Below are 22,583 nucleotides of genomic sequence, written 5' to 3' on the forward strand. Positions count from 1 at the left end.
GTAGGGGGCGGGTCAAACGTCCCTTAGCTCCACAACTCTTGGCTCCACAACGAGAACCTCAGCCGCGGCTGGGGTTCTTTTTATTCTGCGCGACAGGATGTTTGCGGCGGCGCTGGTCCTCCCGGTGTGCGTCGGGCACCATGGGTGACCAGAAGGGTCTGGATGGACGCTCGTCGGGCGTATGGACCCCGATCAGAAGGCGTGCTGTGGTCGAGATGTTGCTCGACACCACCGGCCGGCAGCGAACCACGGACGCTCTGCGCGTGATCAGCGCCGAGATTCTCACGCGAGAGACACCGGCACCCGTCGAGCCGGCGACGCTGCTCGGCCGCGCGATCGACTTCATGGAGGGCAATGCACACCGCGACATCTCCCTGACGGACAACGCGCAGGTCGTCTACATCACCCCGCGCGCCCTGCAGTACATGTTCCGCAAGCATCGCGATTGCACGCCGACCGAGTACCTGCGGCTGGTGCGGTTACGCCACGTGCACACCGAACTGGTGGCCGGCACCCGCGCCACCACGACCGTCGGTGAGATCGTGAAGAGTTGGGGCTTCGCCCACCTGGGCCGCTTCGCCGTCTACTACCGCGAGCGGTACGGGCGCAGTCCCCACGACACGCTGCGGGGTTAGTGCTCGGGATTGACTCCGGTCGTCTGGAAGATCACCCTGCGCCCGATCGCCACGGCGTGGTCGGCGAAGCGTTCGTAGAACCTGCCCAGCAGGGTGACGTCCACCGCGCTGGCGACTCCGTGGTCCCATTTCTTGTCCATCAGCACCGTGAAGAGGTGCTTGTGCAGGTGGTCCATCGCGTCGTCGTCACGGCTGATCTGGGCGGCCTTCTGGGGATCGCCCGACAACACGACCTCCTGGGCGCAGTTGCTGAGTTCGACTGCGATGCGGCCCATTTCGGCAAAGTATCCGTCGACTTCCTCGGGCACGACGTGGCTGGGATGGCGCCGGCGCGCGATCTTGGCCACGTGTAGGGCCAGCCCACCCATCCGCTCGGAATCGGCCAGGTTCTGCAACGAGCCGACCACCAGTCGCAGATCGCTCGCGACCGGTGACTGCAAGGCCAACAGCACGAACGCGGCTTCCTCGGCCTGGACCCGCAATTCGGCGAGGTGGTCATGATCGGTGATGACCTGCTCGGCGGTCAGCAGGTCGGCCTGGAGCAGGGCCTGGGTGGCGCGTTCCATCGCGGTGCCGGCGAGCCCGCACATCTCGCTGAGCGTCCGGGTGAGCCCGTCGAGCTGCTCTTGGAAGGCGGTCCGCATTGACACACAGTAGATGCTCAACGGCGCGGGATGCGCATTTGGTGAATTCACCGTTAATGTGACCTAGCTGGGGGGTGAAACCAGTTGCCTGGCTCGGTAGGCAGCGACTAGTAAGGAATGACCGCGAAGATATGGCCGGGGGGCCGAGGGGGAGCCGTGGCGTTATCGGATGTTCTCGCCCGAATTTTAGGGTTTCTGCGAGCAGGTTATCCCGAAGGTGTTCCGCCGGGTGACTACATCCCGTTGGTGGCCGTCTTACGGCGACGCCTTTCCGAGGACGAAGTACTTACGCTGGCAAGCGAATTGATTTCCGCGGGAAGTAAACCCGCGCACGGTACCGATGTCCGGGTGGCCATCACCAAGTTGACAGACGAAATGCCCTCGCATGAGGACGTGCAACGCGTCGAACACCGCCTGCTGGCCGCCGGCTGGCCCATTGATGATCCGCTGACATTCCCGAAATAGGTTGGGGCACATGGTCATAGACAGCAGGCCTGACCACGTCGCCGACGCCGTGGTGCTGCGCATGGTGCAGCCCGCCGAACGTGCCCAGGCCGAGCTGTTCGCCGACGTGCTCCGCAATGAGATCGCCACCATGACGGTCAAAATCGCGAAAGCCGAGGCGGATTGGCGGCGCCGCTGCCAGGAGAAGGGATACGTGGAACCGCCCTGCCGCATTGCGGTGGTGCTGCAGCGCATCGACGAGGCCACCCAGATGCTCGAAGCGATCGACGAGCGCTTTCTGCGCGTCCGGTGAGGGAATAGGCGCGGACCGCTGCGACGTTGCCCGCCAGTATGAGCAGACCATTCGGAGAATCAGAACGCGAAGATTTCCTGGCAGCCAAGCACGTCGGGGTGCTGTCCGTGGCAGCGGGCGACGGACGACCGCCCGCGAGCGTGCCGATCTGGTACGACTACACTGCGGACGGACTCATCCGGATCAACACCGGCGCCGCCTCCCGCAAGGCCCGCCTCATCGAGCGCGCTGGTGTGGTAACGCTGGTGGTGCAACATGAAGAGCCGCCCTACCAGTACGTCGTCGTCGAAGGCAGCGTCGTGGAGACGGTCGCGCCCGCGCCTCAGGATGCACGGGAAGCGATTGCCATCCGGTATCTCGGCGAGGAAGGTGGACGCGCCTTCGTCGAGAGCATGAAGGATGCGCCGAGCGTGCTGTTCATCGTGCGGCCCGACCGATGGTTGACCGCGGACTACTCCTGACGGGATTCGCTCTCCGAGCGGTCCCCCCGGCAGCAGTCTGTACCGGGGGAACCTGGCGCGGAGACCACCCGGGCTGGCACCCACACGCCTGTCGCTACTAATCCCCTCCCGATAGCTGGTTGAAACCTATGATCGCCGAGCTCAGGGTTCCAGTACCAACTTGCCGGTCATCCGCCCCGTTCGGCTGAGCCGGTGGGCTTCCTCGGCGGCCGTGAGCGGCAGCGTCTGGGCGATGGCGATCCGCAGACTGCCATCGACCAGTGCGGCCACCAACGGCTCAAGCCGGGCACCGGTGGGCCTGCCCAAAATTCCCTTGGACTTTCGTGGCGCCATCAGCCGCTGCAGTGCCGCCCCCGCGTCGTCGCCGGCGACCATGATGTGCCGCCCGCCCCGAGCCAGCAGGGCTCGGCAACGGCGGCCGGAGTATCCGCCGGCGCAATCGACGATCACGCTGAACGGCCCGTGGGCTCGTGCCTGAGTCAGCGCGTCACCGCGGGTGTAGTCGATGACCACATCGGCGCCCAGATCGAGCACCCGAGCGACATTGCCGGTCGAGCAGACGCCGCCGACGAAAGCGCCCTCACTGCGGGCTATCTGCACCACCAGCTGGCCGACGCCACCGGAGGCGCCGAGCACCAACACCCGGCGTTCGGCCGACGGCACCCGCCGGATCCGGCCCAGGTCCACCACCGCCATCCACGCGGTGACGCCGGGAATGGGCAGGGCGCCGGCCACCGTGATGTCCACGGAATCGGGCAGCCGGCAGATCTGGTCCTGACGCACCAGCACCGTGTCGGCGTACGAGCCGTGCTGTCGGCGGGCGAAGTTGGTGCCACCGACCACCCGATCGCCGACGGCGACGCGGGTCACCCCGGGCCCGACGGCGTCGACCACCCCGGCGAAATCGACGCCGACGATCACCGGCGGCCGCGGTCCCAGGAGACGCGCCGCCCATCGCAGCGGCCCGTGGCTGCGCATCTTCCAGTCCACGGGGTTCACCCCGGCCGCCTGCACGCACACCCGGACTTCGTGCTTACGCGGTTGCGGGGTGGGCAGTTCGAGCAGTACCAGGGGCGCGCCTGCCGCCCAGGTCCGCTGGGCCATGGCCTTCATCGCCTCATCGTAGGAGCGGATGCCTATGCTGACGGCGAGAATGAGTCGCTCGCAGACCAATTGGCGGGCGGTACCATTCCTCTGGACGGGGGGGGAGACGCGATGGCCGGCACCGGCGGGGGATTGCGCGATCGCGCCGTCGTCATCGGGGTAGGCGTGGCCGTCGTACTTGGCGTGGCGGTGCTGATCGGCAGTCTGACCGGCTGGTTCGGCCTGACCGGAGATCCTCGCCACGATGCCGCCACCACCGCGTGCCAGGACGCTGTGCGCGGGACGTTGGCCGCTCCTTTGACCGCGCAGTTCGGCACCCTGCGCGCGCGAGAGGATTCGTTGTCGGAGGATGACCATGTCCGGCTCGGGTTCGACGCCGGAAAGGTGGCCGCGGTGTGGGCGGTCAACGGTACCGTGAACTCCCAAGGTCGTGACGGCAAGAATGCGAGTCTGGAATTCGCCTGCCGTGCAGCCTTCTTCGATGACAAAGCCATCCGTACCTCGATCAATTACGGAAGTGCCGACCTGCCAGGGCAGCTGAAGGGCCGGGCGTAGCGACCGCCGCTGGACATCGCGGACACGTTCGCACTGCAGAGCCGCGCTGCGCATGTCGTTGGCGGCGGACGTCCACAACTGCGGCTTGGCCTGGCGCAGTTGTGCGAAAGTGACCTTGACTGTGTCTTCCCCCGGGACATCGGCCAGACGTGTGATGTCATCGTAGGCACAGCCCGGACGGAGCCTGAGCACGGATTTGCGGCGCCGGGGTAGGGCGTCGCCTAAGGTTCGAAAGACGATCGAGGGGAGGCTCCGTGGCGGCGTCGTTGGTCGAGCACATCCCGGCTGGAATCCTGCTGTTCATCCTGATCGTGGTCATCTCCGGCGGCGCGGTGCTGATCCTGAGGGTGATGCGTCATCGTTTCCCGGCGCTTACCCTCGACGAACACAATGACGTCACCCGCTTCACCTATGGCGTGATCGGCTTCGTCTACGCCTTCTTCATCGGTTTCGTCGTCTCGTCGATGTGGGGTCAGATCAACACCGCGGACGGCAACGCCCGGGCCGAGGGTGCGGCTGCAGTGCAGATGGCCACGGACGTGACGGTGTTCGCCCCGGCCGACCGGGGTCGGGTGCGGGCCGCCCTGCTGGCCTACGAGAACGCCGCGATCGCCGAATGGAGCGACGGCGGTAACCAGCGGTCGCCGGCCGCCGACCGGGCGCTGACCGACCTGCGCACCGCCTACACCCAGATCCAGACGACGAACGACGCCCAGAAGACCTTTCTCTCAACATCGTTCGCCAACCTGGACAAGATCGCCCAAGCGCGGACCGTGCGTATCCTGCAGGCCCGCAACGACGACGGTCCGCCCTGGCCGATCTGGGCGGTGGTGTTCATCACCAGCGCCATGGTGCTGGGCACCGCGATCATCTACGGCGTCGAGCGCCCGGCGATGCACTACCCGATGGTGGTCATCGTCGGAGTGCTGGTGGCCACCAACCTGTTTCTGGTCCTCGAACTGGCCCATCCGTTCATCGGCGACATCGCGACCTCGCCGAACCCGTTGCATGAGGCGGTGCAGGTACTCAGCGAGCCGAGTGTCTGAATTCGCAAACACCTTGCCGCCCAGTGCTTGTGCGGATATCGCACGGCCGCCCCGATTCTGTCGAACCGCGCATGGTGAGACCGTGCACGCGCTATACCTGAGCGCATGGGGGAGCATTCGGGTGTGATCGGTGTGCGTGGAATGGCGGTAGCGATGGGGCTCGGTGCCGCCGTCTTATCGGGGTGGGGCGCCGGCACGGCGTGGGCCGAGGACGGTGCGTCACCCTCGGCGGCCGAATCGGCACCGGCGGCCGGTGCGGAGCCGAAGGCCGACCCGACGGCGAAGAAGCCTCCCGCTCACCGCGGTCCCGCCGCGCTCGGGAAGAAGTCCGACGCCGACGACGCCGAGCCCGCCGCAGCCCGTCCCCCGAACGCCCGGCCCGGCGTCCGCCCGCACCGGTCGCTGAAGGCCACGCCCACGTCGGCAACGGCGGTGCTCGCGACCACGCCGGCCGACCCGAAACCGGTCCGCAAGCCGAAAACTCCTGCCGCGCAGTCGCAACTCGCAGCTCCGGTGGTGAGCAGGCGCGAGCTGCAGGCCAGGCCCGACCTGCCGACCACCGCGCAGTCGGCACCCGTCGCGACGGCCGAAGTGGCCGATTCCATCACCCACACGGGTCCGCCTACCCTCATCGACCGGGTGACGGTCGCTGCGCTGCGGGTGGTGCGGGTGGTGTCCAAGATCATCGGCGTCGATCTGTACGGGCAGATCGGCAAACTGATCGCCAGCGCCAACCCACCGTTCTTCGTCAAGTTCGGCCTCGACGTCCGCAAGACCGAGTTCGAGGCGTCGCCTGGAAATACCTGGAAGGTCTGGGAATTCACCCCGCCCGAACCGTCGGGCAAGACGGTCGTCGCCGTCCACGGTGGCGGGTTCATCCTGCAGCCGAACCTGCTGCACTGGATCGACTACTCGAATATGGCTCGGCAGACCGGCGCCACCGTGGTGGTCCCGATCTATCCGTTGGCCACCACCGACAAGGGCACTGCCGTCACGGTCGTCCCGGCGATGGCCGACTACATCGCGAACCAGGTCGCCGCGCACGGTGCCGAGAACGTCAGCGTCTACGCGGACTCGGCCGGCCCCAACCTCGCCCTCGGCGCGCTGCGGGAGATGGTCCAGCGCGGCGACGCGCTGCCCGCCCGCATGGTGCTCATCTCCTTCACCCCCGACCTGTCGCTGTCGAATCCTGATCTCTACACGACCGACGACCCGATCATCGACATCAACGATCTCGGCTTCTACAGCACCGTCAACCACTGGGGGGACGGCCTGGATCCGCGGGACCCGATGATGAGCCCGCTGTTCATCGAACCCGAAGTGCTGCGAGCCTTCCCGCAGACCACCGTCTACATCGGGTCGCTGGAATACATGCTGCCCGACATGCTGCTGTTCCAGCAGAAGGCGGTGTCCTCGGGGGCGCCCTTCTCCCTGGTGATCGGCGACGGCCAATTCCACGACTGGCCCATCGGCGGGCTGCCGATCAACTCGCAGGCGCCCAAGGTGCGCCGCGACATCTACCGCGAACTCGGCCTGCTGATCTAATCGTCGCGGTTGGCCAGATAGTCGCGCACGTCGTCGTCGAGCCGGACGCCGAACGAACGCAACATCCAGCCCAGCGTCTCGTACGCGCCGACGGTGAAGATGACGTCCAGGATCTGCTGGGTGCTCAGCTGTGCGGTCAGCGCCGCCCATGTCGCGTCACCGATCACGCCGTCGGAGACCAGCTCGTCGGCGGTGCGCAGCAGCGCCGCGTCGGCTTCCGACCAGTCCGAGTGATCCGGACCCCACGCAATCGCGGTGACCTCGTTGCGTGAGATCCCGACATCACCGGCGATCACCACATGCTGGGCCCACTCGTATTCGGACTGGCGCAGCACTGCCGTGCGCAGAATGAGCAGCTCGCGCTGACGCGGGGTCAGCGAGGTGGCCGACAGCAGATGACCGTTGAAGGTGAAGAACGCCCGCGCCAGTTCGGGGTGGTACGCCAGCGCGCCGAGCACGTTGAGCCCCTTGGGCCTGCCCTCGGTGGCGATCGGCTCGTGGCGGCGCACCGGCGGGTTCATCGCCGCCAGGGCCTCGCGCATCGTCGGCGGCCACTGCTTCGGGGGCAGCGGGTCAACACGGGTCATTGCGGCCGGTCCTCTCCTGGCTGACGGCCGTCCACGATGACGCCGGCGGCGTCTTCGATCGGCCGGATGATGGTGGTGAAATCCGATTCGGCGCCCTGATCGATCAGGGCTGCCTCCCAAGATTGCCCCACGGCCTCCGACACCGGCAGGGCGAGGCCCAGTTCGGCCGCTTCCTGCAGGCACAGGCGCAGGTCCTTGACCATCAGCCCGGTCGCGAACCCGAAGTTGAAGGTACGAGGCAGGATGGCGCGCGGGAACTTGTCGCGGCTGGCGTGGGTGGCGCCGGAGCCGGCGTTGAACACCTCGATCATCACCGATGGGTCCAGGCCCGCCTTGACGCCCATCACGACCGCTTCCGCGGTCGCGGCCAGCGTGGTGGCCGCCAGCAGGTTGTTGGCCAGCTTCATCGTCTGCGCCGCACCGGGTTTCGCGCCGATGAAGATCGGCCGCCCGAGCAGTTCCAGCAATGGGAGCAGCGCATCGAAGTCGGGTCGGGCCCCCGACACCACCAACGCCAGCGTCCCGTTCTGGGCGCCGCGGACCCCGCCGCTGACGGGGCAGTCCAGGGCTGCGATACCTCGGTGGGCCAACACACCGTGGATGTGCGCGGCCTGTCCGGCACCCACCGTGGACAGGTCGACGAACCGCCGGACCGCGGACCCGTGCACGATTCCCTCTGGTCCGGTCGCCACCGTCAGCGACGCCTGCACCGACGGCAGACTCGCCAACACGGTCTCGGCCCGGTCGGCGACGTCGCGGGGCGATGACGCCGGGGTCGCCCCCAGCGCCGCGGCTTCGTCGAGCACCTCGGCCCGGGTGTCGCACACGGTGACGTCGTGGCCGGCGTCGATGAGCCGGCGGGCCATCGGGAAGCCCATGTTCCCGAGCCCGACGAAGCCGACCGTCACGCGCCGTCGAGTTCGGCGAAGACCTCACGGGCGATGCGGAAGCTGTCGACCGCGGCGGGCGCACCCGCATAGACGGCGACCTGCAGGAAGACCTCGCGAATCTCCTCGCGCGTCACGCCGTTGTTCAGGGCGCCACGAAGGTGGGTGCGCAGTTCCTGCGGCCGGTTGAGGATGGCGATCATCGCCAGGTTGAGCATGCTGCGGGTCTTGAGTTCCAGACCCTCGCGGCCCCAGACAGCGCCCCAGCAGTACTCGGTGAGCAGATCCTGCAGCGGAGCACTGAACTCGTCGGCGTTGCGCATGGCCGCGGCGACGTACTCCTCGCCGAGCACGGCGGTGCGGACCTGCCGTCCGCGGTCGTAGGTCTGCTGATCCACGTGAGCCCTCTTTCACATCGGCAAGGGCCCGGCGCGGTCAGGTGGCGGCAGGCTCGTGCAGTTTCCACAAGTTGTTGGCCAACAACCTCTGCAACTTATCGACCACAGCGGTCACCTCGGCGTCGGTACCCACGAAACCGGCGTAGAAGCCCATGCCGAACATCAGCACCAGCAGCATCTCCACGAGGGTGTCCGGGTCGGTGCCGGGATCGAGTTGGCCCTGCGCCACGGCTTCGGTGACCGCGCTGCCCACGAACGCGCGCACGTCGTCACGCGGGGCGTAAGCATCCTGGCTCAGCTCGGGGTGGCGGTGGGATTCCAGCATCGAGGTCACCAGGAACGCCGCGGCCGAGTCGTACTCCCGGTGTGCCAGCAGGATCCCGCTGAGGAACGCCGACAGCCTGTCCACCAGCGTGGTCTGGCCGGCAGCGGCAGTCACGCCCGAGGTGATCAGCGCGGTGTTCGTCGCCGTCAGCACCTCGTGATACAGGGCCCGCTTGTTGGGGAAGTAGTGGTTGATCGCGGGCCGGGTCAGATCGGCGCGCTCGGCGATCGCCTGGAAAGTGGCCGCATCGTAGCCAAGTTCGCTGAAAACCTGTCGAGCCGCGCGGATGATTCGCTCACGAGTCTCCGAGCCGTTAGCTGCCCGGGGGCGACCGCGAGTGCGGCGCAGCGCTTGAGTCATACGCGGAGTTTGCCACACTTATCTGACCGTTGCGTAGAAATGCTGCTCATGACTGCTCGTACAGTCGCCGCACAGCAAAGTTTCGTCAGCGCCGCGGCGCCACCATGGACCAGGCCCGCCGGAAGCCGTAGCCTCGTGACGTGTCCGGACTGACCGATGCGCGCGCCGGTGAACTGGCCGCATTGGAGTTCTTCGCCGGGTGTCCGGCTCCGTCCTTGGTACCCCTGGCTGCTCTGCTGAAAACGCTCACCGCGGCCCCCGGTGAGGTGCTCATGCGCCAGGGTGAGCACGCCGTGTCCTTCCTGCTGATCGGCACGGGGCATGCCGAGGTCTCCCACGTCGGGGCGGACGGCGAAGCGACGGTGGTGCCGCTGCATCCCGGCCTGGTGGTGGGTGAGATCGCCCTGCTGCGCGACACTCCGCGAACCGCGACGGTGACGGCGACCGGACCGCTGACCGGCTGGGTGGGGGACTCCGAGGCGTTCGCCACCATGCTGGAACTGCCCGGCGTGATCGAGCGGATGATGCGGACCGCCCGGCAGCGGCTCGCGGCGTTCATCACCCCCATCGCCGTCCGGTTGCGCGACGGCACCGAGCTGTATCTGCGGCCCGTGCTGCCCGGCGACAACGAACGCACCATCCACGGCCCGGTTGAGTTCTCCAGCGAGACGCTCTATCGCCGGTTCCAGAGCACCCGGACGCCGACGGCGTCGCTGATGGCCTACCTGTTCGAGGTCGACTACGTCGACCACTTCGTCTGGGTGCTGACCGACGGGGCCGACGGGCCGGTGGTCGCCGATGCGCGTTTCGTTCGCGAGGGACCCGACGCCACGACCGCCGAGGTCGCGTTCATCGTGGGCGACGCGTACCAGGGTCGTGGCATCGGCACGTTCCTGATGGATGCGCTCGCGGTGGCGGCCCGCGCCGGCGGGGTGACGACGTTCACCGCGCGCGTGCTGTCGGAGAACTACCCGATGCGGGCGATCATGGACCGCGCCGGCGCGCACTGGGAGCGTGACGACCTCAATGTGGTGACTACCGTTGTCGACGTGCCCGATGTGTCGATGAGCCCGAAGCGGTACCGCGCCATCTACGAGATGGCCCGCAACGCGATGCGGGCGGTGGGGTGATGGCCAGACCGCCGCTGTCCAAAGACACCCGGCTGTGCATCTCGCTGGCCGCGCGGCCGAGCAACATCGGCACCCGGTTCCACAACCATCTCTACGAGGAACTGGGCCTGGACTTCCTCTACAAAGCGTTCACCACCACCGACATCGCGGCCGCGATCGGCGGTGTGCGCGCACTGGGGATTCGGGGCTGCTCGGTGTCCATGCCGTTCAAATCCGACGTCATGGCGCTGGTCGATGAGATCGAACCGTCGGCCGGGGTCATCGAATCGGTCAACACCATCGTCAACGACGACGGGCACCTGCGCGCGTCGAACACCGATTTCCTTGCGGTGCAACAACTCATCGCGTCCAATGCGCTGGATCCCGACGGGACCGTCGTCATCAAGGGCAGCGGCGGGATGGCCAGTGCGGTGGCAAGTGCGTTCCGGGACAGTGGTTTCGGTTCGGGTGTCATCGTCGCGCGCAATGCCGAAGCCGGCCGCTCACTGGCCGGCAGGCTGGGTTATGACTACGCACCCGAGGTCGGCGCGCTGCGCCCGGCCGTGCTGGTGAATGTCACCCCGATCGGGATGTCGGGCGGTGCCGAGGAATCGCAGCAGGCCTTTGACGATGACGCAATTGCCAAGTCGGACACGGTGTTCGATGTGGTGGCGCTGCCCTCGGAGACGCCGCTGATCACCGCTGCGCGGGCGGCGGGGATCAAGGTGATCACCGGTGCGGAGGTGATCGCGCTGCAGGCGGCCGAACAGTTCGAGCGCTATACCGGGGTGCGGCCGTCTGCCGAACAGATCGCGACGGCCTCTGCGGTGTCGCGCGCTTAAGGTGCGTTGACGACGACGATCGGCCGCCTCACCCGCTCGAGCATGTGCCCGTTGAAGCCCGCGTACATCAACCGGCCCTGGACGAACCAGTTGATCGAGGAGTGGACCGCGGCTGCGGTCGGCGGTGCATCCGCGGGAAGTGCAATCTCGAACGGGAAGGTCACGGGTACACCGGCGCGCAGTTGAATTTTCTTGCCCAGCTGCACAATTCGACCGTCGAGTTGGGTTCCCGGGCCAGGTGTGCGGGTCAGTGGGTGGGACTCCCTATCGCGCTGCCACGAGATGGCGAAGTCGCCGTCGGGCAGGTCCATCGTGGGCGTCAGGGTGGCCTGGCCGATGATGGGCACCCCGGCCCGCTGCACCGGCGACGTCAGCGTGATGTCGATGAGCGTCTCGGCCCCACCGGAAACCACTTCCAGCGGCTCGACATAGGCCTCGACATCGGCGGTGCCGATGAGGACGGTGAATTCACCACGGGCATCGACATCGCGGCCGCCGCGGTCGATGGTCAGCCGACACTCCCAGCGGGCGATCGACGGTGATGACGCGGGCGCCCAGGACGGGATGCGAAATGTCGACGAGGTACCGGTGAACTGGCCGGTGGCGATCGGAACGTCTTGGACGATGACGCTGACCCAGTCCTCGGTGTCGCGGTCGCCGCCGTAGCTGGTGCCCACCTGACCGGCGGTCCAGATGGTGTCGTTGCCTGCGGCCACCGCCGAGTCGACCCGGCCGGCCCAGTGGTAGTTGTAGAAGTTCGTGTAACCCCAGTCCAGGCGCGCGGACCGGACCTTGTCTACCGGTTTGTCGGTGGTGACGGTCGCCTGGACCGTCTGTCGCGGCGTGACGATGCCCGGCGATACAACGACGGACATGCCGCCGGAGCGGCTGAACAGTCCCACTACGGCTGGTCCACTACGTCTCGTACCACTTCTTGTTCTTGTACTTCGCCCGGTTGGCGGCGTACTCCTCGGGGTGGTTCTTCTTCTGGTGGGCGCGCACCGGCCAGAAGAGCACCCAGAGCACCGGATAGACGGTCACGTAGAACAGCAGGTGGAACGCTGCCCCGACGAGCACGGTGAATATCCAGGCCGGCCAGATGATGATCAGGCAGAACTGGATGAACTGCTTGAGCACCACCGGGTAGCCCTCGGCCATGGACAGCAGGTACCGCGGGCTCATCACCTTCAGGTATTGCTGGACCTTGGACGTCTCCGCCTCGGCCTCAGCCTGGGCTTCACTGATATCGCGACCGCGTTCGTCGCGGGTCTGGCCGCGCTGAGGGGGAGGTGGTTCGTGCGGTACGGGCTGCGTCATGGGGTGATCGTAGTTTGCTCGTCAATGGCTGACGTGGCATCCATCAGGGGGCCCATGTCCTCCTCGGTGCCCTCGGCGTTGAGTTGCAGGACGAACAGATCTTCGCCGGCGGGGATGAGCACGGTCTTCTGGGCGATCAGCAACTTCTGCCCGTCTTTGACGTACGTCCCGCCAACCTGGATGGCGTCGAAGCCGCCCAGTTTGCCGTTCTGTCCGGCGTTGCCGCCGTCGAATTCGGGCAGGTTCTTCAGCTCGTTGGGGGCGTACTCCACGATCTTTGCTGAATCGGCACCGGTGAGCTTGGACATGATGGCGGTGATGGACGGCGGAACCGCTCCGGCCGGCGGACCCGCCAGTACGATCTGCCCCCACGCCCAATCCGGCGCCTTCGCGCCGGCGTCCGCCCAGCCCTCCGGGATCGGGAGGTTCAGCGTGGGCGTGCCCGGATCGCCTCGCTTGACCGGGGTTTGGGCGATCTTTTCGTCCTTGATGTAGTCGGCGATCGTGTAGTTCGGGCCGCTGGCACTGGCCTTGGGGGTGGGTTCGGCCTTCGGCGCGGCACTGGTGCTCGACGTCGCAGAAGTCGCCGACGTGCTCGTGCTGTCCTTCGCCGCGCTCTCGGTCTTGGTGTCCGATCCGCCGCAACCGGCCAGGGCGAGCCCCAGGACGGTGGCCGCCGCCACGAGGCCGAGGGCCGGCCGTCGGACGCTGATCTGTCGTGTCATGCGTGCTCCTGTGGGGTCGCGCCGTCTGCTGGGCAGATGCTGTTAGAAACCTATGTCACTGGGCGTGAATCGGTCGGTGACGTTACCGGTCAGCGCGTCGTCGTAGGGGTTGATCGCCAGAGGTTGCGGGCCGAAGGGCAGTTTGTCGAATTCGACCCAGAGGACGCTGGGGCTGGTGGTGAGTTCGAAGTAATAGACGCGGTGCGTGAGGTCGCTGACCGTCCGGTACTCGGTGTTGTACACCCCGAAGTCGCCGTACGGAGCGCCGAACGGCACCGACACGTTGCGCATGATCGCCATGACGCCGGCCACCGCCTGACGCTCGCCGGTGGGTTCGGGGAGCAACGCCTGGTAGTAGGCGGCGCGCTGGAACCGGTCGACGGGATTGACATTGCCGGGCAGCGGGAGATCCCGGCTGGGGTGGGAGAAGTCGTGCTCGGCGAGCAGCGCCAGTTGTTCGTCGTAACTGGGGTCGTTGGTCATCAGGGTGAACTGCGGCCCGTGGTGGACGACGAGCTCGCCCGCGGCCAGCTCGAGGATCGCCGAATCACCGGAGGCATCCTCGATCGCCAGATGCAGGGTGGCCTCCCGGCCGCGGGCACCGACCATCACCAGTTGCACGTCGTTCATCAGGGCCAGCGCCTCCTGCACCGAGGCGGCCTGATCCAGCAGATACTGCGCCCACAACCCGGTGTGCAGGCCGGCCCTGGTGCTGTCGCGCGGACCGGTGTCGGTGGACTTCAGGTACAGCGCGTGCACCCCGAGGCCGCGCTCGTTGAATCCGTCCACGGTGCCCAGGCCGTAGACGCTGGTGATGAGGCTGTTGTAGCGGCTGGTCCAACGCAGTGGGTTGTCCGCGACCACCACGTGGTCCAGCAGCTTCCCGCCGTCGCGGTCGCGGCCGGCGCCGAAGGCGATGAGCAGCGGTTCGGTCGATTCCGGCCAATCCATACTGCGGCCGGTCAGTTTGGCGAGCTGATTACTGTTCCAGAAGACCCGGGTGCACATGAGGATGTGGTATCACAGCGGCGTGCGCACGTTGGTGGTTTGCCTTCTGGTGGCCTCGGGTGTGGCCGCGTGTGGGACATCCTCAGACAGCGCACCGTCGACACCGGCGGGGACCCCCACCGCGGCCGCCACCGTCAACCCGGCCGCGGTGGCGCGGGCCCGGGGCGACCTACCGCCCGGATACGAGGTCGTCGATCTCGCCGAAAACGCTGCACCCGTGACCTTTTGGGGCTTCAAGCCAGGATGGGCCGCTACCCCGGAGCAGTGCGGTGCGTTGGTCGATCCGGGTGCCGGCGCACCGGTGCGCGGCTGGTCGGCATCCGGACCCGGCGGAATCATCTACGCCGTCGTCGCGGGACCGGGCGCCCGGGAAGCCGCGCCGCAGGAGTGTGCGGCGTGGTCCCTCGCGGGTGGGCACACCGGTGCCGCCGTGACCGAGCTGCCCGCCCCCGCCATCGCGGCGGCGTCGACGGTCGCGATGAGCGCGGTGGCCACCACGACCGTCGAAGGCGGCACCCAGACCCGGATGCACGCCGACACCGTCACCGCGTATCTGCGCGGCACCTACGTCGCCTCGGTCACCGTGGTCACCGATCCGGGATCCGTTCAGCAGATGCTCCCACCGGATATCGCGCCAAGCCTGCTGGCGCAGGTGGTTTCGGCGGTTGCGGGATGAGCACCGGTAGATTGGCGGCGATGCTCACCCCACGAGCGGCCGCCCTCGTGGCCTGCGCCGCCGCCCTGACCGCCTGCTCCGGTGCCACCCCCGCACCTGCGGACATCGCTCGCGTCGCCGACGTGAAATCGCAGTTCGGACCCGAATTTCAGGTGAAGACCGTCGCACCCACCGGCGTGGACCCCAAGCTGCTGTCGGGGCAGCCCATGCCCGCCGGGGTGAAGGTGGACCCGCCGGATTGTGCCAAGTTCGCCAACGGGATCACGGTGCCGCCCGGGCTGCAGGGCAACATGGCGGCCACCACCGCCGAGGGCAACGGCAACCGGTACATCGCCATCGCGGTGGAGACCTCGCAGCCCATCCCGTTGACCGATCCCGGACCTTCTTGTCAGAAGGTGGGTTACGACGGTCCGGGTGTCCGCGGCCAGATCGAGGTGGTGGACTCCCCGCAGATCGACGGCGCACGGGTGCTGGGCACGCACCGCGTGGTGCAGACGGCGGTGCCCGGGGGGCCGCCGCGCACCGGTGAATTGTTCAACTACGTGGCGAGTTTCGACACGTTCCTGGTGCTCGTGACCGCCAATCCGCTGGTGCTTCCGGACAAGCCGCCGGCGCCCGTGGATACCGCGAAGGCCAGGGACCTGTTGGTTGCCGCGGTCGCGGCCGTGCGCGGCTGACGGTCAGCGGACATCGCGGGGCCGGAACTGGATGCTGATCCGCGGACCGATCGCCCGCGCCGTCTTGGGGATCGCGTGCTCCCAGGTGCGCTGACACGACCCGCCCATCACCAGCAGATCGCCGTGGGCCTGCGGTAGCCGCAGGGTGCGCCCGCCGGAGCGCGGCCGCATGGCGAAAACCCTTCGCGCGCCCAGGCTGACGATGGCCACCATGGTGTCGTCGGTGCTGCTGCGGCCGACGGTGTCGCCGTGCCAGGCCACGCTGTCGTCGCCGCCGCGGTAGAGGCACAGACCGGCCGTGGTGAACCGCTCACCCAGTTCACCCGCGTAGATGTCGTTGAGTCGCACCCGCAGCCGGGCGATGCCGGGGTGTGGTGCGGCGTCGGTGGCGAGGTCGTGAAAGCTGACAAGCCGCGGCACATCGAGTACCCGGTCATACATCTGCCGGCGTTCGGCACGCCACGGAATGGCCGTCAGCAGCTCGTCGAACAGTGTGTCGTCCCCGCCCAGCCACCCCGCCCGCACGTCGATCCACGCACCGTCGCCCAGATAGCGACGTTCCGAGTGGTCGAAGAGCGACCCCTGAACGGCCAGAGACACCAGGGAAGCGTATCGCACATGCGTTCGATATCAGAGCTTGGCGGCGCCGGGTCCCTGCTCGGACAGCATGTCTCCGGGGTTCGACAGCAGGCATGTCTTCAGGCTGAGGCAGCCGCACCCGATGCAGCCGGCCAGGTTGTCGCGCAGGCGCTCCAGGTGCACGATGCGGTCGTCGATGTCCTGGCGCCAGCCGGCGGACAACTTGGCCCAGTCCTTGCTCGTGGGCACCCGGTCGGTGGGTAGCGATGACAGGGCGTCGCGGATGCGCGCCAGTGGGATGCCCAAACGCTGCGACATCCGGATGAACGCCACCCGGCGCAGGGTCTCGCGCGGATAGCGGCGTTGATTACCCGTGGTGCGCCGGGAGGCGATCAGTCCCTCGCGTTCGTAGAAGTGCAACGCCGAGACCGCCACACCACTGCGGTGTGACATCTCACCCGGTGTCAGCTCTTGGGACTCCATACACCTCAACCATAGTTGAGTTAACGTTGCCGGTGTGGAAACAGCGCGGGTACTGGGGTGCAATTCGGAAGTGGGGACATTGCGGGTTGCCATCCTGCACCGCCCCGGCGCCGAGTTGCAGCGCCTGACCCCGCGCAACAACGACAGCCTGCTGTTCGACGGTCTGCCCTGGGTGGCCAAGGCGCAGGAGGAGCACGACGCGTTCGCCGCGGTGCTGGCCTCCCGCGGTGTCGAGGTGCTCCTGCTGGCCGATCTGCTCGCCGAGGCACTGGCCTCCGGGGCGGCCAGGATGCACGGCATCTCCGCGGCCGTCGATGCGCGGCGCCTGGGTATTCCACTGGCCCAAGAACTTTCGACCTACCTGCGAACCCTGGACGCCGCCACCCTGGCGCACGTGCTGATCGCCGGCATGACCTTCACCGAGCTGCCCTTCGCCGGCAGCGAGTTGTCCCTGGTGCGCCGCATGCACCACGGCGCCGACTTCGTCATCGACCCGCTACCCAATTTGATGTTCACCAGGGACTCGTCCTTCTGGATCGGTCCGCGGATGGCGATCACCTCGCTGGCGCTGCCTGCCAGGTCCCGTGAATCGTCGTTGACCGACCTGATCTACGCCCACCACCCCCGCTTCCTGGGGGTGCGGCGCGCCTACGAATCGCGTTCGGCGCCGGTCGAAGGTGGTGACGTGCTGCTGCTGCGGCCGGGGGTGGTGGCCGTCGGGGTGGGTGAGCGCACCACGCCGGCCGGTGCGGAAGCGTTGGCGCGCAGTCTGTTCGACGATGAGCTGGCGCACACCGTGCTGGCCGTGCCGATCGCCCAGCAGCGCGCGCAGATGCATCTGGACACCGTGTGCACCATGGTCGACGTCGACGCGGTGGTGATGTACCCGAACATCGTCGACTCGCTCTCGGCGTTCACCATGCGCCGCACCGCCGGCGGTGGGGTCCAGATCGATGACGAAGCGCCGTTCGTCACGGCGGCAGCCGCGGCGATGGAGATCGACACGTTGCGGGTGATCGACACCGGCCTCGACCCGGTCACCGCGGAACGTGAGCAGTGGGATGACGGCAACAACACCCTGGCCCTGGCGCCGGGCGTGGTGGTGGCCTACGAACGTAACACCGAAACCAATGCACGCCTTGAAGATTCGGGAATCGAGGTGTTGACCATCGCGGCTTCCGAGCTGGGCAGTGGACGCGGTGGCCCGCGCTGCATGTCCTGTCCTGCCGCGCGCGACCCGCTGTAACGTCGAGAGCATGCCCACTGTTCTCTGGTTCCGGCGCGACCTGCGATTGCACGACCTTCCCGCCCTGCTGGATGCCGCCGAGCCCGACGGTGAGGTACTGGCCTGCTACGTCCTGGATCCCCGGCTGAAGGCCAGTTCGGGCGCCCGTCGCCTGCAATACCTGTACGACGCGCTGCGCGACGTGCACGAGCAGCTCGACGGCAGGCTGCTGGTGACGCGGGGCCGCGCCGAGAATCGGATTCCGGCCCTGGTCAAGCAGATCGGCGCCACGTCGGTGCACGTGTCGGGGGACTCCACCCCGTACGGCAAGCGGCGCGACGACGCGGTCCGTGAGGCGCTGGGCGAGGTGCCGCTGGAAGAGTCGGGCTCGCCCTACCTGGTTTCACCCGGGCGGGTCACCAAGGACGACGGCACCCCCTACAAGGTGTTCACTCCGTTCTTCCGGATGTGGCGCGAGCACGGCTGGCGATCGCCTGCGAAGACCGGCCCGAAAGCGGCCCGCTGGATCGACCCGGCCGATCTCGATGGCGGCGTGGACATCCCGGCCGGGGACACCGAGCTGGAACTGCCCGCCGGGGAGACGACGGCGCGCAAGGCCTGGAAACGGTTTGTGTCCGGCGGGCTGCAGGACTACGAGGAGGACCGCAACCGGCCCGATCTCGATGCCAGCAGCCGGATGTCGGCACATCTGAAGTTCGGTGCCATCCATCCTCGTACCATGGCCGTCGACCTCGGCAAAGGCGAAGGGGCGCAGGCATATCTACGTGAGCTGGCCTTCCGCGACTTCTACGCCGACGTGCTGCACCACTGGCCGCGCAGCGCATGGTGGAACTGGAACCGCAACTTCGACCCCATCGTGGTGGACGAGGATGCCGAGGCGAAGAAGCGCCTCGAGACGTGGAAGGCGGGCAAGACGGGCTTCCCGATCGTCGATGCCGGCATGCGCCAACTCGCCGAGACCGGATTCATGCACAACCGGGTCCGGATGATCACGGCCAGCTTCCTGGTCAAGGATCTGCACCTGCCGTGGCAGTGGGGCGCGCGCTGGTTCCTGGAACAGCTGGTGGACGGTGACATGGCCAGCAATCAGCATGGCTGGCAGTGGGCGGCCGGCTGCGGCACCGACGCCGCGCCGTACTTCCGGGTGTTCAACCCCGACACCCAGGGCAAGAAGTTCGACCCCGACGAGGTCTACGTGCGGCGCTGGGTGCCGGACTACGGCAGCCCCGACTACCCCGCCCCGATGGTCGACCACAAGGCCGAACGCGCCGAGGCGCTCCGACGGTATGACGGGATCCGGTGACGACGTGGCCGATATGTCTGATGACCAGAGGGTCTATGTTGCGTCGGCGCCGCTGCCGGCGGCGCGAACCGGGTTGTTGACCGGATTCGATCCCGGCAGCCGCACCCTGGCGGCGGGCTATCGGATCGCGCCGCAGTTCCGGTCCATCCCGGTGGACATCGTGCTGGACAAGGACGTCGCCGTGCGGTTGCGCGACGGCGTGACGATCCACGTCGATGTGTTCCGGCCGGCGGGTAGCGAGAAGGTCCCGGTGATCGTCGCGTGGAGTCCGTACGGCAAAGGGCAGGGCACCTCGGCCAGTGTGATGGGGGTCTTCGGAATGGTCGGCCTGGACAACGCGGTCGTGTCGGGGCTGGAGAAGTTCGAGGGCCCTGATCCGGCGTACTGGTGCGCGCACGGTTACGCGATCTGCAATCCGGACATACGCGGGGTGGTGGACTCCGGTGGCGACAGCGTGTTGTGGGACCGTCAGGAGGGGCGGGACTGCCACGACCTGATCGAGTGGCTTGCCGAACAGCATTGGTGCAGTGGCAGAGTCGGGATGAGTGGGACCTCATACCTTGCGGTGTCGCAGTGGTTCACCGCGGCTGAGCAACCACAGCACCTGGCGGCCATCAACCCCTGGGAAGGCGTCAGCGACGTCTATCGTGATCTGGTGATGCGCGGTGGTATGCCGGACATGGGTTTTGCTCGGCAACTGCAAGAAGGCAGCTTCTTCGGCGCGAACCGGAAAGAGGACATCCTCACCGAGGCGCAGCGATTTCCGTTGGTCAATGCGTTGTGGGAGAACAAGATTCCCGACTTCGACAAGATCGCGGTGCCGGCCTACGTGGTGGCCAGCTATTCCAACACCCTGCACACCGCGGGCACGTTCCGGGCGTGGCGCCGGATGGCTTCCCAGTGCAAGTGGCTGCGGATCCACAACTCGCAGGAATGGCCCGACTACTACGACGAGGCAAACGTCGAGGATCTGCGGAAGTTCTTCGACCACTATCTGAAGGACATCGACAACGACTGGGAATCGACACCCCGCGTTCGCTACTCGGTTCTCGATCTGGCGGGCGGCGACCAGGTCGGTGTCGTTGCGGACGACTTCCCGCCGCAGGAATGCGTCGCGACGAAGTACTACCTCGACGGCACGTCCCGTGCCTTGAGCGCCGAGGCGCCGGCCGACGCGGCCACGGTCGCCTACGACGTCGACGCCGTCCCGAATGCGGTGTCGTTCATCATGAAATTCGACAAGGAGACGGTGCTGGTCGGCTATCCGAAGGCGCACCTCTGGGTCGAAGCGCGCAGGTCCGATGACATGGATCTCTTCGTGCTCCTCCAGAAGCTCGATGCGTACGGCACCCCGCTGCAACAGTTCACCGTGCCCAACGACAACGCCAGAATCCACGATCTCACCGACCACGGGGCGAGCATCCTGCGCTACAAGGGAGCCGACGGACGGCTGCGGGTGTCGGCTCGTCACCTGGACGAGACCCTCTCGACCGATGACGTGCCCGCGCACAGCTTCGACCGGGTCGACAAGCTGACGCCGGGTGAGATCGCCTGCGTCGACATCGATCTGCTGCCGATCGGCCTGCGCTTCCACGCAGGCGAGCAGTTGCGTTTCATCGTCAGCGCAGCGAACCTACTGGGAACGCTGATGCCGGCCATCGCCGAATACGTCGGCGCCAACGTGGGGCAACACGTCATCCACACCGGCGGCGATCACGCGTCCTACCTCCAACTGCCGGTGCTGGGAACGCGCTAACGCCAGCTGGGCAACCAGATCTGCATGTTCCATGTCGCCTGCGAGATGGGTAGTCCGGTGAGGATCGGATACATCCACGCGAAGTTCGTGATCACCAGCGCCACATAACAACTCACCGCGAGCAGGCCCAGCGTGCGGCGTTCGGCGTTCTGCCCCGGTTGATACAGGATGTCGCCCAGGATCAACGCGATCGCCATGATCAGGAACGGCGCCATGGTGGTGGCGTAGAAGAAGTACATCTGCCGGTCGATGTCGGCGAACCACGGCAGGAAGCCGGCGCCGTATCCCACCAGCACCACGGCGTAGCGCCAGTCGCGGCGGACGAACGTCCGCCACAAGGCCCAGCCGAGTACCGGCACCGCCACGAACCACATGGCTGGCGTGCCCACCAGCATCACGGCCTTCACGCAGGACTGCGCCCCGCAGCCGGGCACGTTCTGCTGATCGATCGCGTACAGCACCGGCCGCAGCGACATCGGCCACGTCCACGGCTTCGATTCCCACGGATGATGGTTGCCCGCGGCATTCGTCAGGCCGGAATGGAAGTGATACGCCTGATAGGTGTAGTGCCACAACGACCGCAACGCGTCCGGCACCCAGCTGTCCAGGCCGATCGAGCGGCCCTCTTCGTGCCGGTCCACTGCGGTCTCGGAGGCGAACCACGGCGCATAGCTGGCCAGGTACACCAGGAACGGGATGAGCCCGAGCACGTATACCGACGGCACCAGATCGCGGCGCAGGGTGCCCACCCACGGCCGCGGTACCCGATACTGGCGGCGGGCGGCCACGTCGAACGCCAGCGTCATCAGCCCGAAGAACACGATGAAGTACAGACCGGACCATTTCGTGGCGCAGGCCAGCCCCAGCAGCACGCCCGCGCCGAACCGCCACCAGCGCACGCCCAGGCGCGGGCCCCAGGGCGTCTCGGCGATCCGGCCCTCCATCAAGGCCACGTGCATGCGGGATCGCACGTCGTCGCGGTCGACGATCAGCGCGCCGAACGCCGCCACCACCCACATCACCAGGAACACGTCGAGCAGGGCGGTGCGAGCCGAGACGAAGCTGACGCCGTCGGCGATCAGCAGCAGCCCGGCGATGCCGCCGATGAGGGTCGAACGGGCGATCCGGCGCACGATGCGCGCCGTCAGCACCACGATGATGACGCCGCATACGGCGCCGGAGAACCGCCAGCCCAGGCCGTCGTAGCCGAAGATCCATTCGCCGATCGCGATCAGCTGCTTGGCCACCGGCGGATGTACCACAAGGCCGTAACCGGGGTTGTCCTCGACACCGTGGTTGCCCAGCATCTGCCAGGCCTGCGGTGCGTAGTGCTTCTCGTCGAAGATCGGGGTGTGCGCATCGGTCGGCGAGCCGAGATTGAGGAAACGGGTCAGCGCCGCCAGCGCCCCGATGATGAGGGTCATCACCCAGCCCTGCACGCGATCCAGCGGTCCGAAGTCCGGGACGGGGACGAGCGGGCCGGGGCTGATCACGGGAACGGCGCGCTCCGGCTGCACGGTATGAGGAGCGGTCATCACCGACGATCGTATTCTGTCCA

27 protein-coding genes are annotated in these 22,583 nt (G+C 67.3%); 14 read left to right on the forward strand and 13 right to left on the reverse strand.

Going from position 1 to position 22,583, the window contains the following annotated elements:
- Positions 1–215: 215 nt before the first annotated feature.
- Positions 216–635 carry a helix-turn-helix domain-containing protein gene (locus AC1DY7_RS17540; protein WP_477495065.1) on the forward strand — a complete coding sequence of 140 codons (420 nt, stop codon included), beginning with the start codon at positions 216–218 and terminating at the stop codon, positions 633–635.
- Here AC1DY7_RS17540 and phoU read toward each other — a convergent pair.
- Positions 632–1,279 carry a phosphate signaling complex protein PhoU gene (gene phoU, locus AC1DY7_RS17545; protein WP_477494959.1) on the reverse strand — a complete coding sequence of 216 codons (648 nt, stop codon included), beginning with the start codon at positions 1,277–1,279 and terminating at the stop codon, positions 632–634. The genes AC1DY7_RS17540 and phoU overlap by 4 nt on opposite strands.
- Before the next feature lie 156 nt (positions 1,280–1,435).
- Between phoU and AC1DY7_RS17550 the strand changes: the two genes are divergently transcribed.
- Genes AC1DY7_RS17550 through AC1DY7_RS17560 form a run of 3 tightly spaced genes read left to right on the forward strand, consistent with a single transcriptional unit; the run spans position 1,436 to position 2,497 of the window.
- Entirely contained in the window at positions 1,436–1,744 is a 309-nt protein-coding gene (locus AC1DY7_RS17550; protein ID WP_477494960.1) for a DUF3349 domain-containing protein, read from the forward strand.
- 10 nt (positions 1,745–1,754) lie between these two features.
- Positions 1,755–2,036 (forward strand): hypothetical protein, encoded by a 282-nt coding sequence (locus AC1DY7_RS17555; RefSeq protein WP_477494961.1) that lies wholly within the window; start codon positions 1,755–1,757, stop codon positions 2,034–2,036.
- 38 nt (positions 2,037–2,074) lie between these two features.
- Entirely contained in the window at positions 2,075–2,497 is a 423-nt protein-coding gene (locus tag AC1DY7_RS17560; protein ID WP_477494962.1) for a pyridoxamine 5'-phosphate oxidase family protein, read from the forward strand.
- Between the two features lie 141 nt (positions 2,498–2,638).
- On the opposite strand, the gene AC1DY7_RS17565 is transcribed toward AC1DY7_RS17560, so the two are convergent.
- Positions 2,639–3,610 carry an NAD(P)-dependent alcohol dehydrogenase gene (locus AC1DY7_RS17565; RefSeq protein ID WP_477494963.1) on the reverse strand — a complete coding sequence of 324 codons (972 nt, stop codon included), beginning with the start codon at positions 3,608–3,610 and terminating at the stop codon, positions 2,639–2,641.
- Positions 3,611–3,712: 102 nt separating this feature from the next.
- On the opposite strand from AC1DY7_RS17565, the gene AC1DY7_RS17570 reads away from it, so the two are divergent.
- The 3 genes from AC1DY7_RS17570 to AC1DY7_RS17580 all read left to right on the forward strand — a co-directional run bounded on the left by AC1DY7_RS17570 (position 3,713) and on the right by AC1DY7_RS17580 (position 6,747).
- Entirely contained in the window at positions 3,713–4,156 is a 444-nt protein-coding gene (locus tag AC1DY7_RS17570; protein WP_477494964.1) for a hypothetical protein, read from the forward strand.
- Positions 4,157–4,410: 254 nt separating this feature from the next.
- Positions 4,411–5,202 carry a bestrophin-like domain gene (locus AC1DY7_RS17575; protein WP_477494965.1) on the forward strand — a complete coding sequence of 264 codons (792 nt, stop codon included), beginning with the start codon at positions 4,411–4,413 and terminating at the stop codon, positions 5,200–5,202.
- 105 nt (positions 5,203–5,307) lie between these two features.
- Positions 5,308–6,747, forward strand: coding sequence for an alpha/beta hydrolase fold domain-containing protein (locus AC1DY7_RS17580; protein ID WP_477494966.1), 1,440 nt, complete (start codon positions 5,308–5,310; stop codon positions 6,745–6,747).
- Here AC1DY7_RS17580 and AC1DY7_RS17585 read toward each other — a convergent pair.
- The 4 genes from AC1DY7_RS17585 to AC1DY7_RS17600 are packed head-to-tail and all read right to left on the reverse strand — an operon-like array spanning position 6,744 to position 9,304.
- Complete coding sequence (locus AC1DY7_RS17585) at positions 6,744–7,334, reverse strand: carboxymuconolactone decarboxylase family protein (RefSeq protein WP_477494967.1); 591 nt, start codon at positions 7,332–7,334, stop codon at positions 6,744–6,746. The two genes, AC1DY7_RS17580 and AC1DY7_RS17585, sit on opposite strands and share 4 nt — an antisense overlap.
- Positions 7,331–8,242, reverse strand: a complete 912-nt coding sequence (locus AC1DY7_RS17590; protein WP_477494968.1) for an NAD(P)-dependent oxidoreductase — start codon at positions 8,240–8,242, stop codon at positions 7,331–7,333. The genes AC1DY7_RS17585 and AC1DY7_RS17590 overlap by 4 nt, the downstream gene beginning before the upstream one ends.
- Positions 8,239–8,619: a carboxymuconolactone decarboxylase family protein gene (locus AC1DY7_RS17595; RefSeq protein WP_477494969.1), complete on the reverse strand. Its 381-nt coding sequence runs from the start codon at positions 8,617–8,619 to the stop codon at positions 8,239–8,241. The genes AC1DY7_RS17590 and AC1DY7_RS17595 overlap by 4 nt, the downstream gene beginning before the upstream one ends.
- A 37-nt stretch (positions 8,620–8,656) precedes the next feature.
- Positions 8,657–9,304: a TetR/AcrR family transcriptional regulator gene (locus AC1DY7_RS17600; protein WP_477494970.1), complete on the reverse strand. Its 648-nt coding sequence runs from the start codon at positions 9,302–9,304 to the stop codon at positions 8,657–8,659.
- A gap of 140 nt (positions 9,305–9,444) precedes the next feature.
- On the opposite strand from AC1DY7_RS17600, the gene AC1DY7_RS17605 reads away from it, so the two are divergent.
- Together AC1DY7_RS17605 and AC1DY7_RS17610 are read left to right on the forward strand one after the other, a co-directional pair.
- Positions 9,445–10,434, forward strand: coding sequence for a GNAT family N-acetyltransferase (locus AC1DY7_RS17605; protein WP_477494971.1), 990 nt, complete (start codon positions 9,445–9,447; stop codon positions 10,432–10,434).
- Complete coding sequence (locus AC1DY7_RS17610) at positions 10,434–11,255, forward strand: shikimate 5-dehydrogenase (protein ID WP_477494972.1); 822 nt, start codon at positions 10,434–10,436, stop codon at positions 11,253–11,255. Before AC1DY7_RS17605 ends, AC1DY7_RS17610 begins: the two co-directional genes overlap by 1 nt.
- On the opposite strand, the gene AC1DY7_RS17615 is transcribed toward AC1DY7_RS17610, so the two are convergent.
- Genes AC1DY7_RS17615 through AC1DY7_RS17630 form a run of 4 tightly spaced genes read right to left on the reverse strand, consistent with a single transcriptional unit; the run spans position 11,252 to position 14,305 of the window.
- Positions 11,252–12,130, reverse strand: a complete 879-nt coding sequence (locus tag AC1DY7_RS17615; RefSeq protein ID WP_477494973.1) for a hypothetical protein — start codon at positions 12,128–12,130, stop codon at positions 11,252–11,254. The two genes, AC1DY7_RS17610 and AC1DY7_RS17615, sit on opposite strands and share 4 nt — an antisense overlap.
- Before the next feature lie 40 nt (positions 12,131–12,170).
- A complete protein-coding gene (locus tag AC1DY7_RS17620) occupies positions 12,171–12,572 on the reverse strand; it encodes a hypothetical protein (protein WP_477494974.1) in 402 nt (133 codons plus the stop codon).
- Positions 12,569–13,297, reverse strand: coding sequence for an envelope biogenesis lipoprotein LpqN (lpqN, locus tag AC1DY7_RS17625; RefSeq protein ID WP_477494975.1), 729 nt, complete (start codon positions 13,295–13,297; stop codon positions 12,569–12,571). The genes AC1DY7_RS17620 and lpqN overlap by 4 nt, the downstream gene beginning before the upstream one ends.
- A gap of 42 nt (positions 13,298–13,339) precedes the next feature.
- Entirely contained in the window at positions 13,340–14,305 is a 966-nt protein-coding gene (locus AC1DY7_RS17630; RefSeq protein WP_477494976.1) for a linear amide C-N hydrolase, read from the reverse strand.
- A gap of 22 nt (positions 14,306–14,327) precedes the next feature.
- On the opposite strand from AC1DY7_RS17630, the gene AC1DY7_RS17635 reads away from it, so the two are divergent.
- Positions 14,328–14,981, forward strand: a complete 654-nt coding sequence (locus AC1DY7_RS17635; RefSeq protein WP_477494977.1) for a DUF5642 family protein — start codon at positions 14,328–14,330, stop codon at positions 14,979–14,981.
- Positions 14,978–15,658 (forward strand): DUF5642 family protein, encoded by a 681-nt coding sequence (locus AC1DY7_RS17640; RefSeq protein WP_477494978.1) that lies wholly within the window; start codon positions 14,978–14,980, stop codon positions 15,656–15,658. The genes AC1DY7_RS17635 and AC1DY7_RS17640 overlap by 4 nt, the downstream gene beginning before the upstream one ends.
- Before the next feature lie 3 nt (positions 15,659–15,661).
- Here the strand turns inward: AC1DY7_RS17640 and AC1DY7_RS17645 are convergent, their stop codons facing one another.
- Together AC1DY7_RS17645 and soxR are read right to left on the reverse strand one after the other, a co-directional pair.
- Positions 15,662–16,258, reverse strand: a complete 597-nt coding sequence (locus AC1DY7_RS17645) for an alpha-ketoglutarate-dependent dioxygenase AlkB (RefSeq protein WP_477494979.1) — start codon at positions 16,256–16,258, stop codon at positions 15,662–15,664.
- Between the two features lie 30 nt (positions 16,259–16,288).
- Positions 16,289–16,720 carry a redox-sensitive transcriptional activator SoxR gene (gene soxR / locus AC1DY7_RS17650; protein WP_477494980.1) on the reverse strand — a complete coding sequence of 144 codons (432 nt, stop codon included), beginning with the start codon at positions 16,718–16,720 and terminating at the stop codon, positions 16,289–16,291.
- Positions 16,721–16,772: 52 nt separating this feature from the next.
- On the opposite strand from soxR, the gene arcA reads away from it, so the two are divergent.
- From arcA to AC1DY7_RS17665, 3 genes are read left to right on the forward strand one after another with little or no spacing between them, the layout of a single operon-like run.
- On the forward strand, positions 16,773–17,966 hold the full coding sequence (arcA, locus tag AC1DY7_RS17655) for an arginine deiminase (RefSeq protein ID WP_477495066.1): 1,194 nt from the start codon (positions 16,773–16,775) through the stop codon (positions 17,964–17,966).
- Between the two features lie 10 nt (positions 17,967–17,976).
- On the forward strand, positions 17,977–19,269 hold the full coding sequence (locus AC1DY7_RS17660) for a cryptochrome/photolyase family protein (protein WP_477494981.1): 1,293 nt from the start codon (positions 17,977–17,979) through the stop codon (positions 19,267–19,269).
- Between the two features lie 13 nt (positions 19,270–19,282).
- On the forward strand, positions 19,283–21,025 hold the full coding sequence (locus tag AC1DY7_RS17665; protein ID WP_477494982.1) for a CocE/NonD family hydrolase: 1,743 nt from the start codon (positions 19,283–19,285) through the stop codon (positions 21,023–21,025).
- On the opposite strand, the gene AC1DY7_RS17670 is transcribed toward AC1DY7_RS17665, so the two are convergent.
- Positions 21,022–22,560, reverse strand: coding sequence for a dolichyl-phosphate-mannose--protein mannosyltransferase (locus tag AC1DY7_RS17670; RefSeq protein ID WP_477494983.1), 1,539 nt, complete (start codon positions 22,558–22,560; stop codon positions 21,022–21,024). The genes AC1DY7_RS17665 and AC1DY7_RS17670 overlap by 4 nt on opposite strands.
- Between the last annotated feature and the right edge of the window lie 23 nt (positions 22,561–22,583).

It is taken from the genome of Mycobacterium sp. P2_H7, assembly GCF_056403275.1.